Source organism: Flavobacterium pygoscelis, assembly GCF_023162025.1.
GTDB lineage: Bacteria > Bacteroidota > Bacteroidia > Flavobacteriales > Flavobacteriaceae > Flavobacterium > Flavobacterium pygoscelis.
Genome location: NZ_JALNUB010000001.1, coordinates 334,803 through 348,762, shown reverse-complemented (window position 1 = coordinate 348,762; position 13,960 = coordinate 334,803). Strand labels below are relative to the sequence as shown.

The 13,960-nt window shown below is 31.8% G+C and carries 10 protein-coding genes; 6 read left to right on the top strand and 4 right to left on the bottom strand.

The window, feature by feature from the left end; genetic code table 11:
• The first annotated feature begins 259 nt into the window (after positions 1-259).
• The 6 genes from MW871_RS01480 to MW871_RS01455 all read left to right on the top strand — a co-directional run bounded on the left by MW871_RS01480 (position 260) and on the right by MW871_RS01455 (position 9,142).
• A complete protein-coding gene (locus MW871_RS01480; RefSeq protein ID WP_188049335.1) occupies positions 260-844 on the top strand; it encodes an NUMOD4 domain-containing protein in 585 nt (194 codons plus the stop codon).
• A 305-nt stretch (positions 845-1,149) separates the two neighbouring features.
• Positions 1,150-2,622, top strand: a complete 1,473-nt coding sequence (locus MW871_RS01475; RefSeq protein ID WP_248427317.1) for a PhoX family protein — start codon at positions 1,150-1,152, stop codon at positions 2,620-2,622.
• 67 nt (positions 2,623-2,689) lie between these two features.
• On the top strand, positions 2,690-4,507 hold the full coding sequence (locus MW871_RS01470; protein WP_248427316.1) for a cytochrome c peroxidase: 1,818 nt from the start codon (positions 2,690-2,692) through the stop codon (positions 4,505-4,507).
• Between the two features lie 298 nt (positions 4,508-4,805).
• Positions 4,806-5,834 carry a hypothetical protein gene (locus MW871_RS01465; RefSeq protein WP_248427315.1) on the top strand — a complete coding sequence of 343 codons (1,029 nt, stop codon included), beginning with the start codon at positions 4,806-4,808 and terminating at the stop codon, positions 5,832-5,834.
• A 15-nt stretch (positions 5,835-5,849) separates the two neighbouring features.
• The gene (locus tag MW871_RS01460) at positions 5,850-6,689 is read left to right on the top strand and encodes a polysaccharide deacetylase family protein (protein WP_248427314.1); all 840 of its coding nucleotides are present in this window, start codon (positions 5,850-5,852) and stop codon (positions 6,687-6,689) included.
• Between the two features lie 206 nt (positions 6,690-6,895).
• On the top strand, positions 6,896-9,142 hold the full coding sequence (locus tag MW871_RS01455; RefSeq protein ID WP_210645277.1) for an inorganic phosphate transporter: 2,247 nt from the start codon (positions 6,896-6,898) through the stop codon (positions 9,140-9,142).
• A 287-nt stretch (positions 9,143-9,429) separates the two neighbouring features.
• Here the strand turns inward: MW871_RS01455 and MW871_RS01450 are convergent, their stop codons facing one another.
• From MW871_RS01450 to MW871_RS01435, 4 genes are read right to left on the bottom strand one after another with little or no spacing between them, the layout of a single operon-like run.
• Positions 9,430-10,683, bottom strand: a complete 1,254-nt coding sequence (locus tag MW871_RS01450) for a murein hydrolase activator EnvC family protein (protein WP_427854613.1) — start codon at positions 10,681-10,683, stop codon at positions 9,430-9,432.
• A gap of 22 nt (positions 10,684-10,705) precedes the next feature.
• The gene (gene lolB1 / locus MW871_RS01445) at positions 10,706-11,494 is read right to left on the bottom strand and encodes a lipoprotein insertase outer membrane protein LolB1 (RefSeq protein ID WP_210645518.1); all 789 of its coding nucleotides are present in this window, start codon (positions 11,492-11,494) and stop codon (positions 10,706-10,708) included.
• A 23-nt stretch (positions 11,495-11,517) separates the two neighbouring features.
• Entirely contained in the window at positions 11,518-12,867 is a 1,350-nt protein-coding gene (locus tag MW871_RS01440; RefSeq protein ID WP_248427312.1) for a tetratricopeptide repeat protein, read from the bottom strand.
• Positions 12,868-12,909: 42 nt separating this feature from the next.
• Positions 12,910-13,920: a sugar phosphate nucleotidyltransferase gene (locus tag MW871_RS01435; RefSeq protein WP_248427311.1), complete on the bottom strand. Its 1,011-nt coding sequence runs from the start codon at positions 13,918-13,920 to the stop codon at positions 12,910-12,912.
• Between the last annotated feature and the right edge of the window lie 40 nt (positions 13,921-13,960).

Below are 13,960 nucleotides of genomic sequence, written 5' to 3'. Positions count from 1 at the left end.
TTTTTTTATTAGATTTGAATCAGTTGCTAAAGTGTACATTTTATTTACATCACAAATTAAACTCGTTTTGCGTTTTAAAAACTTATGATTTAGAAATACTATTGTTACATAGTATAATAAATACAGCAGATAATATATTAAATAGCAGATCTAGCGTTTAATTTTATAATTGTACTTAAATTATCCGGCTTTTGACGGGACTCCTGAATAACAAAGAAAAATTTAAATTTATAATAGACTTATTATGAAACTTGAAGAAATGAAAAAGATAATCGTTTACCCAAACGAAGAGTTCAAAGAAATAGAAATCGAGGATAAACTCAAATTACGTTATGCAGTGTCAAACAAAGGACGATTAATTAGTTTTGTTGACAATATAAAAATAGGAAGAGAATTAAAAGGAAGTATTACCGACGGCTATAGAATGTTTAGGTATAAAATTTACGGCGAAGAAAAAATTAAAAACAAACACAAATTTATTTATAAACTTGTAGCAGAATATTTCATTCCTAAAACATCCGAAGATCAAACTTACGTTTTACATTTAGACAGAAAACGCGATAACGACGACTATAGAAATCTAAAATGGGCAACCAAAGAGGAAATGGAAGAGCACAGAAGAAAAAGCCCTTTTGTAAAACAAGCACAAATCAATCTGATAGAACATAATTTACAGTCGGATGGTAAAAAATTGACTGTTACAAAAGTAATGAGAATAAAAAAACTTTTGGCAAAACCCAATCAAACTACTAGAATAAAAATGATTGCCAAACAGTTTGGTGTAAGTGAAATGCAAATTAGAAGAATTAAAACTGGTGAAAATTGGAGCCAAGTAAAAGTCTAAATCAAACCAAGACATATAATTTATGTGAAATTTTTGAAAATTCAAAAAGCTTTCAAATCATTATAAAAAAAGACTATCTCAAACAGATGGTCTTTTTTTTTTGCTAAATGACAAATAAAATATTTCCCTTAGAACTCATTATCTATCAAGTTCTATTATTCACTGTCTTTTCTTTACTTAAAATTAACGTACTAACATTGCCATTACTTACTCTTAACAAAATGGTCATTATTTACCTAAACTACTTTAACCTCATTACAATTTGTTCAGTGTTTATTTGTCAAAAATAATTTAAATAAAGAATCATGAAATTTAATTACCTGAAACAACTCGGAATTTTATCTGCAGTCAGCTTATCAGTTGTAAGTTGTCAAAATGACTCAAATGAAGAGAAACCGAATTCATTAATAGATTTTAATACGTCTTCAATGCCTGCTCTAGTAGTACCAAAAGAAGGTTTTGAAAACTTAAAAATTAATTCGCTGATCAGTAGTACTGATGTTTTATCGCAATCACCTTCATTTGTCTATGGCGCGCAACCGGACGGAGCTGGATTCATGAAAGATCCAAATGGAGAAGGATATATGATGATCACCAATCATGAGATTTTAAAATCAGTTTCAAGAGTCTATTTTGATAAAACATTAAAGCCTGTAAAAGGAGAGTACATCGTTGACGGAATTGGAGGGATGACCCGATTGTGCTCAGCAACATTAGCCACTCCAGCCATTCACGGGTTTGGACCAATGTTTTTAACAGCTGGAGAAAGTGGAGAAGAAAGTATGGTGCACGGGATTGATCCATTTAGTTTAAGTAGCCAGAAAAGTAGAACCGACCGCGTATTACCTGCTTTAGGAAAAGCAAGCATGGAAAACGCTGTTCCGCTTACAAAAGCTGCTTACTCTGGTAAAACAGTAATTTTGATAGGAGAAGATCAAGGATATGCTACAGGACACACAAGCGCAGGACAAGTTATCATGTATGTAAGTGATGTTGTTGGTGATCTTAATAACGGTAAATTATATGCCTTAAAAAGAAATGATGGGGTTCAAGTAGAAACTACAATGAAAGTAGGAAGTTCCTTTGAAGTATCATTTGTAGAAATTCCAAATGCAAAAAACTTAACGGGAGCTGCTATAAATAAAACAGTAAACAACTTAGGAGCCATCCGCTTTTCGAGAGTTGAAGATATCGATTATAGAAAAGGATCTGCTAAAAATAATAGAGAAATTTACTTTACAGCTACAGGACAAGCAAGTAATAATGCTCCAGTAGAAGGATATACCATGTGGGGAAGAGTTTATAGGTTAGTACTGAACGATACTAACCCATTAATAGGAAAATTAGAATTAGTAGTTGAAGGCGACTCTACTCCTGGAACTGGAATTATAAATCCAGATAACATTTGTGTAACAGAAAACTATGTTTACATCCAAGAAGATGGCGATTCTTACTATGCAGATGCAAAACACGATTCGTACATCTGGCAATACAATATCGCAACCAAGGCAAATAAGCCTTGGATGACTATGAATCACAAAAGAGATGATGCAGTTTGGAATGCCACTTACAATCAAACCAATACTACTAAATTAGGAAGTTGGGAATATGGTGCAATGGAAGATATATCTGATGTAATTGGAGTACCTAATACATTTATCCTAAACATTCATCCACATACTTGGCAAAAAGAGGCTTTCCTAAACCCTGACGGAAGCGGTGTTAATACCAACAAAGAAGGTGGACAAACTGTTATAATAAGAAATGTACAACGATAATATTTGATTATGAATTATACCAAGACAACCTTTACTAGGTTGTTTTGGTATATATAATTACCTCGAAATGAAATTCAATCAAAATTGTATTCTAAAAATTAGTCTTATTCTGTGTTGCAGTCTGGTAATGATGTTACAAAGCTGCAAAAAAGAATACACTCCTTTGAAAGTTCAAAAAGAGTTATTAGCTGATATTGAAAATCTAGAGTTAAAAACGAACTATTTTCAGAAACTGGCTGAAAAAGAAACGGATCTAAATAAATTAAAACAGGCTTTTGCACATACACGCCTAGCTTATAAAAAAATAGAATGGGCGGTAGAATATTTTACTCCTGATCCAGCACGTTTTATAAATGGTCCTGCATTAGATGAACTAGAAGTTGCCGAAAATAAGTTTTTACCGCCAAATGGTTTTCAAGTAATTGAAGAAATTCTCTATCCAGAATATGATTCTAAAAACAAAACTACTTTAGTTCGAGAGATAAAAATGATCAAAGCAAATTTGAATCAGGTTAAACAAAGTATTAGTGTGATAACCATTTCTGATGATTTTGTTTTGGACGCTATAAAAATGCAAGTAAATCGCATTCTCGCACTTGGAATTACAGGATTTGATTCTCCGCTTGCACAATTATCAATTCCGGAAGCCAATATAGGTTTGAATTCTATTAGCAATTTGATTAGCAAAATGGATTATCATGGAGACGAATCTACTAAACTAGTAAAAGAAATAGTAAATAGCTGTAGTGAAGCATCTAAGTATTGCCAAACAAATAATGATTTCTTCGCTTTTGATAGAATTTACTTTATTACCAATTTCTTAAATCCAATCTATAAAAATTTGATTGCTTTTCAAAAAACAAACGCAATAAAAAATATAGATCAGAATAGTGTAGTCAATCCTGAGGCAACAACTATTTTTGATAAAAATGCGTTTGATGTAAATGCTTTTATTCCTTCAAAAGAATATCAATATACCGCTGAGAAAGTGGCATTAGGTAAAAAGTTGTTTTCAGAAAATAGGTTCTCAAAAGACAATACTAGAAGTTGTACCTCTTGTCATAACCCTAAATTAGCTTTCACAGATAATTTAAAAACCAATGTTTCGTTGCAAGGCGGGAAACTTGCTCGCAACACACCTACTCTGACTTATGCTTCTTTACAAAATGCACAATTTTGGGACATGCGACAATTGGATTTAGAAAAACAAAGTTCAGATGTTATTCAAAATAAAGAGGAAATGCACGGAAATGTGTCCAATATTATTGGATTTTTAAATAAGGACAAAGCCTATTTCAAATTATTCCAACAGGCATTTCCAAAATCAAAACAAATACAAGAATGGCAAGTTCAAAATGCTTTGGCCAGTTATGTACGTTCCTTAAATGCATTTGATAGTAAATTTGATAAGTATATGCGAGGAGAATCTAATGATTATACCAACCAAGAAAAACTAGGTTTTAATTTATTCGCAGGCAAGGCAAAATGTGCCACTTGTCATTTCATTCCGCTTTTCAACGGAACAGTTCCGCCAAAATTCAATAAAACGGAGCATGAAGTTATTGGCACACCTGAAAATCAAAACAATTTGAAAATAAGTCCCGATTTAGGAAGATATAAACAACATCAAATGGAACAATTAAAAAATGCATTCAAAACGCCTACTTTAAGAAATGTTGCTATAACTGCACCGTATATGCACAATGGCGTATTTTCGAGTTTAGAACAAGTAATTGATTTTTATAATAAAGGTGGAGGAATTGGTGTTGGTTTAAAAGTTGAAAATCAAAGTTTAGCTCCTGACAAATTAAATCTTAATGACAAAGAGATAAAAGCGTTAGTTGCTTTTATGGAGACCTTAACAGATGATAAATACGTAGAATAGATAGTATAAGACATCAAAGTCTAAACCGAAGTTTGTTTTTGTTTTTTTTTACTTCTCTTTATCCTAAGAGAAGTTTTTTGAGAGACCACCCTTATGGATGGTCTCTTTTTTTTATCAAAAATTCCAAGGGTTATTGTAATGAAATGTAATTGTATCAAAAACCGTAAATTATATAAAAAATACGACATTCAGAAACAAATTTATACCATTAGGCATTCTTTTAAAATCATATCTTTGTACGCTATTTAATAATAAAAACTTACTTTTTACTTTTACTTAATACTCAACAGTACTACCTATGAAAAAATCAATTATTGCATGTATCACTCTTCCTGTAGTACTATTAAGTATGATGGCTTGCGACCGCAGTAAAGCAGCAGATCCTAAAGAGAGTTTAGATAAAACCGAAACGATAAAAGCAGATTCTATACAGAAAATAAAAGCGCTGACTATTGACACAATTGATTTTGATAAAAGAAATGCTGCCTTAAGTGTTAATGACACAACCGGTAAATGGCCAGTAAAAGCTCCTTATCCTTTACCAGGTGCTATTTTGCCTTACAATAGAATCATTGCATATTATGGGAATTTATATTCAACCCGAATGGGAGTTTTAGGAGAATTTCCTCGTCAAGAAATGTTAGAAAAATTAAAAGGGGAAGTCGCTAGATGGCAAGCTGCAGACCCAACTATAAAAGCAATTCCTGCTTTACACTATATTGCAGTTACCGCTCAAGGTGCTCCAGGTAAGGACAATAAACACCGCATGAGAATGCCTTTTAAACAAATCGATACCATTATTAGTTGGGCAAAACCAATTAATGCACTTGTTTTTTTAGACATTCAAGTAGGACATAGTACTGTAAAAGAGGAAGTGCAGCAACTGGCTCAATATCTTTCAATGCCTAATGTACATCTTGGTATTGACCCAGAATTTTCTATGAAAAATGGAGAACGTCCGGGTTCTAAAATTGGAAATTTCACAGCTCAAGATATCAATGATGCTATTGACATTTTAGTAGACTTAGTTCGCAAAAACAACTTACCTCCAAAAGTGCTAGTGGTACACCGTTTTACACAAGGAATGATTAAAAACTATAAGGATATCAAAACAGTTCCTGAAGTTCAAATCGTGATGCACATGGATGGTTTTGGCAGTAAAGTATTAAAAAGGTCAACTTATTTGCGTTATATTTATAAAGAACCTGTTCAATTCACTGGTTTTAAATTATTCTATAAAAATGACAACAAGAACGATTGGGAAATGTACACTCCAGAAGAATTAGTAAAATTTACTCCAAAACCAGTTTATATTCAGTACCAATAATTTAGTTTTTAGATTATGAAAAAAATTATTATTTCTATTTTTTTAGGCATTTTTTTATTTATAAGTTGCAAAAAAGAAACACCTGAGGTCAAGTCAGAAGCAACAAGTGACACTCTTTCGGTAAAAAAAACTATTGATAAAAAAGTCATAGGAGACGCCGCAACGATTCTCTCTAAAAAAGAAGTGCCCATATTATGTTATCACAATATAAGGGAGTTTAAAAGTACTGCTAGCGATGTGATGAAGACCAACACGGTAAAACCTGCCGCATTTGCTGAACAAATGAAAACTTTGTCTGAGGCTGGTTATCATACTATTTTACCAGAACAATTATACGACTATTTAGTATTTGATGGAAAGCTACCAGAAAAACCAATCATGATTACTTTTGACGATACAAGAGTGGATCAATATAATATTGGTGCGGTAGAAATGAAAAAATATGGTTTTAAAGGAGTCTTTTTTGTAATGACAGTAGCTATAAACCGTCCCGGTTATATGACTAAAGAAGAAATAAAAACTTTATCGGATGAAGGACATGTTATTGCATCACACACTTGGGATCACCACATGGTAACAAAATATGCTGATGAAGATTGGAATACCCAATTTGTAAAACCAAAAGCAAAATTAGAGGCAATCATTGGTAAACCTGTTACTGACTTTGCTTATCCTTTTGGTCTATGGAATACGGCAGCAATTCCAGAATTAAAAAAGAGTGGTCATAAAATGGCTTATATCTTATCTACCAAAAGAGATTCTATAGATCCTCTTTACACCATAAGAAGAATTATTATCTCCGGAACCTCCTCTCCACAAGGAATGTTGAAGTCTATTGAATCTTCTTTCAAATAAAGCAGTCAAATTACTCGTCCTAAAACATAAAATAAAAAAGCAGCTATCTCGGCTGCTTTTTTATTTTATGTCTATTTTTCATGCTCCTTTTACTTCAAATTTGTACTTTAGACACTTATAGCTGGCATAACTTTTTAATAACATTAAGTTAACATGCAAACAAAATTCTTAAAGGACTTTTGTAAAAATTAAAAACGCAAAGTACTATGGAGCAGATATATGTTATAATGTTAATCGTATTAGGCGTTTTAGCTATTATAGATCTAGTAGTTGGAGTCAGTAATGATGCCGTAAACTTCTTAAACTCCGCTGTAGGTTCTAAAGCAGTTTCTTTTAAAACCACTATGATTGTGGCTAGTCTTGGTGTATTAGTGGGCGCCATGTTTTCTAGCGGAATGATGGAAATTGCTCGAAGCGGTATTTTTGTCCCTAGTATGTTTAGTTTTAATGATGTCATGATTATTTTCTTGGCCGTTATGATATCCGATATTTTATTGTTAGATGTTTTTAACTCTTTGGGATTACCAACTTCCACCACTGTTTCAATTATTTTTGAATTATTAGGCGCAGCTGTTTGTTTGGCTCTTTACAAAATTTACACTTCCGACGAGACATTAGATCATTTAGGAATGTACATCAATACCAAAAAAGCCTCTACAATTGTTTACAGTATTTTACTCTCCGTAATTCTGTCCTTCTCTTTGGGAAGTTTTATACAATACATTTCACGTCTTATTTTTACTTTTCATTATGAGAAAAAGCTAAAATATTTTGGCGCAATCTTTGGCGGAGTAGCCATTACAGCGATAACCTTTTTTATTTTAATCAAAGGACTTAAAGGTGTTTCATTCATCTCTTCTGAACAATTTGAATGGATTGATAAACATCAGTTTTTAATTCTTGCCGTAAATTTTGCTGTATTTCTTATACTTTCCCAAATACTAATAAGTTATTTCAAAGTCAATATTTTACGTGTTATTATTCTCATCGGAACATTTGCTTTGGCTTTGGCCTTTGCAGGAAATGACTTAGTCAACTTTATCGGAGTGCCAATTGCGGCTTTTAATTCCTATCAAATTTTTCAGGGAAGTGGCGTTTCTGGCGATTCCTTTATGATGGGCGCTTTGGCTAATGACGATATTGTTGCTCCATTTTATTTCCTATTATTAGCTGGAGTAGTAATGGTTGTGACTTTGTGGACTTCAAAAAAAGCGAAAAGTGTAATAGAAACAGGTGTAAATTTATCCAGACAAGGTGAAGGTGATGAGAAATTTACACCTAACACGGCTTCTCGATTTATTGTACGATTCGGAGTGTATATTGGTCAAGCTATAAATGTTTTTCTTCCTAAAAAATTACAGATTAAAATTGACAAACGATTTGAAAGTGTAAAGAAAACAACCAAAAAAACTGATGACGAGCCCGCTTTTGATATGGTTAGAGCTTCGGTAAACTTGATGGTTGCCAGTATATTAATTTCAATAGGTACTTCTATGAAATTACCGCTTTCTACTACTTATGTAACCTTTATGGTTGCAATGGGAACTTCCTTTGCTGATAGAGCTTGGGACAGAGAAAGTGCTGTATATAGAATTGCAGGTGTTTTCAAAGTAATTGGTGGTTGGTTTTTTACAGCAATTATTGCCTTTGTATTGGCCTTTATAATGGCTTATATTTTAAAAGTAGGTGAAATATTCGCTTTTGTTGGTTTGTTACTTATGTTAGGAATTATGTTGTACAACAGTTCTAGAAAACACAAACAAAAGATTAAAAATGAAGAGGAAATCAAAAGTTTGCGTAAGGAAGATATCGGAACTGTAAAAGAAATGATTACCGAGAGTTCTGCACAAATTTCAAAAGTATTTCGCAAAACCAGTGCTTTATATTCAAACTTAATTGATAATTTAAGTATGCAAGATTTAGCAAAATTAAAAGAAAATAAGAAAGATCAAAAAAAGTTAGAAAAAGAAATTGATGAGCTAAAAAGTAATGTGTTTTATTTAATAAAAAACCTAGATGATAACTCCGTTGAAGCAAGTAAATTTTATATTTTAATTTTAGGATATTTGCAAGATATGGTTCAATCCATCGATTTTATTACCACCAATAGTTATTTGCACGTTAATAACAATCACAAAAAATTAAAATTCAATCAGATAAAAGGGCTTAAAAATATTGATACCCAATTACAGCATTTGCTACAATTATTAGAAGAAAGTTTTAAGAATGAAGACTTTCATCAAATTGATACAATTTTAAATGACAAACAAGCATTATTAGACACTGTTTCAGATTTGATAACAAAACAGATCAAAAGGATTAGAACAACAGAAACAAGTCCTAAAAATAGTAAATTGTATTTTGCGCTATTACTTGAATCTAATGATCTCGTTAAATCATTAATGAATTTATTAGAGTTATTCAAGGAATTTAATAATGTTAATAAAGAGTAATTACTGATTAATCGCACTTCAAAAAACGAATAAAATTTTAGCTTTTTAATACGCCTAGAATTTGATGTTTTTAAAAGTTTGAGCAATGAAAATCTCCATTTCTACTCAAAGAATTTTAGAACTTTCAATCACATTTTATGTAATAAGATGATTGAAGATTTATTACTCTTGGTATTTTAAAAAACTCTAATTTCAGGAATACGTAATCACTAAAATTAAACCCATAAAAAAAGCACTATCAAATTCTTAATAATTTGATAGTGCTTTTTTGTATGTTGTCGGATTGCTTATCTTCCAGACAACCAATTATCAGGGTCATTATAAGTCGTATTTTGAAGAATCAAGAATTTAAGAACGGTTTTCCCAGTCTCTCCATTGGTTCTAACTGTTCCAATACTTTGCTTAATGCTTACCTTATCTCCTTTGCTTACGCTCACAGAACTTAAGTTTTGATACACCGTAAAATAATCACCATGTTGTATCATTACCGCTTTATTTACCGGAGACAACACAATTACACTTGTGACCTCACCACCAAAAACGGCTCTAGCATTCGCTCCTTTATCCGTTGTGATCTCAACACCACTATTGTGAACTGTAATTGTATTAAAAAGTGGATGGGTTTGATTTCCGTAGCCTAAAGATATGTATCCCTTTTCCACAGGATAAGGTAATCTACCTCTATTGGCTCTAAAATTGTCTGCTATTATTTTTGCTTCTGGAGTTAGTTCTATAACAGATGATGAAACTGCTGCTGTAGAAACTGGTTTACTCGGATTCGCTTTTGCTTTTTCTAAAGCGGCTTTTCTATTCGCAGCTGCAATAGCCTCTCTAATTAATTTATTAATTTGTCTATCTACAAGTCTATATTCTTGTTGCTTTTTACTAATTTCTTTAGAGATCTTATTTTTATCTTTTTTGATAACATTAACCAACTTTACTTGCTCTTGTTTCTCTTTTTCTAATGATATTCTTTCTCTTTCATTTTCAGCAATCAACTTTTGTTTGGCTGTTTTTTGAATGTTAAGTTTATTATTAAAATCAACTAGTTTTGTAGATTTTGATTTAATTTCTTCTCCTTGCATTTTTCTATACCCAGTATATTGCTTCATGTACTGCGCTCTTTTATAAGCTTGCAAAAAGTTTTCAGAAGACAATAAAAACATAGCTCTACTTTGCTCCGATCTACTTTTATATGATTTTACAATCATTTTAGCATAATCCTCTTTAAGAATCTCTAGCTCTTTTTTGAGTTTATTAATCTGAACTTGATTAATATACATATCATTACTCAACAATTTAGTTTGCTTTTCAGTAGTATTTATTAATTTCTCTTTCAGTTGTATCTTTGTGTTTTGAATAATAACCACATTAAAAGCAGACTTTTCTTTTTTCTTTACGCTCTGCAATAGCTTTTCATTGTCTCGAATTTCTTGTTGAATTTGAGCTTTACGTTGTTCTAATTTTTCTTGTTGGGATTCCTGACTCCATAGCAATGAAGTCATACAGATAAAAATTAGGGTAAGGAGAAATTTTGGCATATTAAAAAATATTTTTGCAAATTTACTTAATTATAATTCTTTTGTAGCCTTTTGGAACACTATAAGGAAAAGAAAGTTCTTCATTAAAAGTAATCGAGTTGTAATCTAGATTAATTTCGATATTTCCTTTCTTCTGAAATGTATTAATCTGTACAGCTGTAGGCAATGTTCCCTCGTTATAGACTTTATTGTCTGCATAAGCTACTTTTATAGTACGCTCTTCTGCCGTTTGTGTGATTTCTTGTTTCTCAATCAAGAATTTTGTAGCATCCAAAAAGAATGATTTTTTTGTATTTTTATTGGATGCATCCTCTAATCGGTAAGTCTGCTCCAATAGTGATTCTAAATATTTACCTTTTGTTAAATCATCAATAGCTTGTCCTAACAACATATTTTGAATTTTACTATAGTCCAAATCCGTACCCAACCATTCGCTTAAACTACTAAAATCTCCTTCAAAATACTTGCTATTTATCTTTTCATAATAATTAACAGACGTAGGAGTAATCAAAGCTTTAGCCATTGTTATTCCCAAAAATCGAATGCTTACTAAAATCTGTTCGTCTTTTTTTATTCTGATTTCGGCTGTTACATTTTGGGTTTGCTTGTCATCCGCATAACGCACATTAGACTTAATATATAATGTAGAAAATTGAATTTTATTGTTGTAATAATTTTCAATTATTTTTTTGGCCGTCATATAATTTGCTTCTTTTACGGGTTCATTACTTGCCGCAACTGCAATCGCTTTTGATTTACAAGAAACTAATGCCAATGAACTTACTAAGCAAATTAGTATTGCCGATCGCATTCTTGTTACTGTTGTATTTTTCATTATTTTTTTTCTTTTAATAATTGATTGGCTTTAGAAAAATACAATTCTTTTTTCTTAAAATCTCCTAAACCATTATAGGATTCTCCCAATTGAATGTTGAAATTTATTTCTAATTCCTTATTCTCCACTACATAATCCATGCCCATTTCTAGTAAGTCCTTTGCTTTTTTATAGTCTTGCAACTGATTTTTAGCCAAACCTGCGTAATAATAAAACTCCGGCTGTGTGGGAAAACTCTCGATCATTTCTGTTGATTTTTTGGCAACAACATCAAATTGTTTCATTTCGGTAAAGGCTTGCAACAAAAGTAAATTAGTCTCTAAAGCTTCCTCTGGCCGACTAACTGCCGATTTCTCATAATATTTTATAGCGGTAGCCCATTCTTTTTTTGCATGAAAAAATCTCCCGATCTCTTTTGCAACATCAACAGATTTATCCTTGTCAAAATAATTTACCGCTTTCTCTAAATCAGTAGCATATTGTGGATTTTTGAAGCTAAAAATCAAAAACTCATTGAGTATTCTATGTTTAATTTTAGAGTCAATTTTAGAACTAGCCAAAACAACATTCATCGCATTAATTGCTTTTGGAGCATCATTTGCTTCTAAATAATCTTTGAATAAAGTGACTTGCGCCCACTCTGAATTCGGAATTGCTTTTTCAAGCTTTTTTACAATTTCAAAAGCTTTAGTTTCCTCTTTGTTTTTAGAATACAAAAAAATCAAACTCAAATAATTCGATTCTTCTTTTGGATACTTTTCAATTTGAGCAATTAAATTGGTAATCTCTATGTTTTGAAACTTTCCTTGAGAAAGAATCTGACTTTTGTATAATTCTCTTCGCTCCGTTTTGCCGATATTTTCCTCCAACTCCTGAATTAAAACTAATGCTTTTTCAAATTGATTGGTTGCCATATACAAAGACGTTAAATCTTCCTTGTACTTCGGATCAAATTCAATTAGTTTTTGGATGACAATAATTCCTTGATTAAAATTTTTAGTTTCGTAACAAACATCATACATTCCTACCCAAAACCATTTATTTTTTGGATCAATTTTAGCAGCACTTTCAAAATAATTATAGGCATTTTTATAGTCCTTTAAGGCTAAATAATTTTTCCCTAATTCAAAATAAATTGATGCTTCATTGGGTTTAATTTTATTGGCTTTGTCTAAAACGACTATTGCTTTATCATAATTTTCAATTCCTTTTTGAAGCAAGGATTCGTAAAAATAATCTTGAAATTGATCTGCATTTGACTTGATTTCCTCGGGTTCCGTTTGTGCCCACAGCAAAGCTGAATTGCATTGCAAAACGAATAATAAAATTATGTAAAACGGTTTTTTCATAATTTCTTTTTTATCCTACCCTTTAATGAGACAGTGTATCGATTATTCTAAAACAGAATAATCTCCTATGCTAATGTTTGTAAAGTTACCATCAAAACTGGCGTGATTTCCAATCATTGCATTGTCTAAATTGGCATTTTTTACATGGGAATGTGTTTGAATCAAAGAATTTTTTATTGTGCTATTTTGCACATGGCAACCGTCTCCTAAAGAAACATTAGGACCTACCGTTGCATTAATTAAAACTACATTTTTACCAATATAGCAAGGTGCAACAATAGTTGAATTTTCCTGTTTTACATCATAGTCAACTAAATGTTCTCCATCATTGTGCAAGAATCCTAACATTCTAGAATTGGTTTCTACAGTTACATTTTTGTTTCCACAGTCCATCCATTCCGCTACTTTTCCCGGAACAAACTTCATCCCTTTGGCCATCATTTGCTTGATACCATCATTGATCTGGTATTCACCACCATGAATAATGTTGTTGTCTAATACTAGTTGTAATTCGTTTTTTAATACGGCAATATCTTTGAAATAATAAATTCCAATTACAGCCAGATCGGATACAAATTCGGCTGGTTTTTCGACCAACTCTACTATTTCATTAGCGGCATTTAGTTTTACTACACCAAATGCTTCTGGTTGATCAACTTGTTTTACCCAAATTACACTATCAGCCTCTTGGTCTAAATCAAAATCAGCTCGAATTAGTGTATCGGCGTAAGCTATAACTGCTGGTCCGCTCAAAGAATCTTTAGCACACATAATTGCGTGACCGGTTCCTAAGGCTTCGTTTTGGTAATAAATAGTTCCTTTAGCGCCTAATTTAGTAGCAATTGCTATTAATTCTTCTTCAACTTTTTTGCCAAAACTTTCGTGAATAATAAAGGCAACTTCCTCTATATCTTGTTGTAAAACACCTGCAATATCTTCGACTAAACGATGTACAATTGGTTTTCCGGCAATAGGAATTAATGGTTTAGGAATAGTTAATGTATGTGGGCGAAGGCGTGATCCACGACCTGCCATAGGAACGATTATTTTCATATTATTTTTTTAACCGCAAAGTTCACGAAGGTTTTTCGCA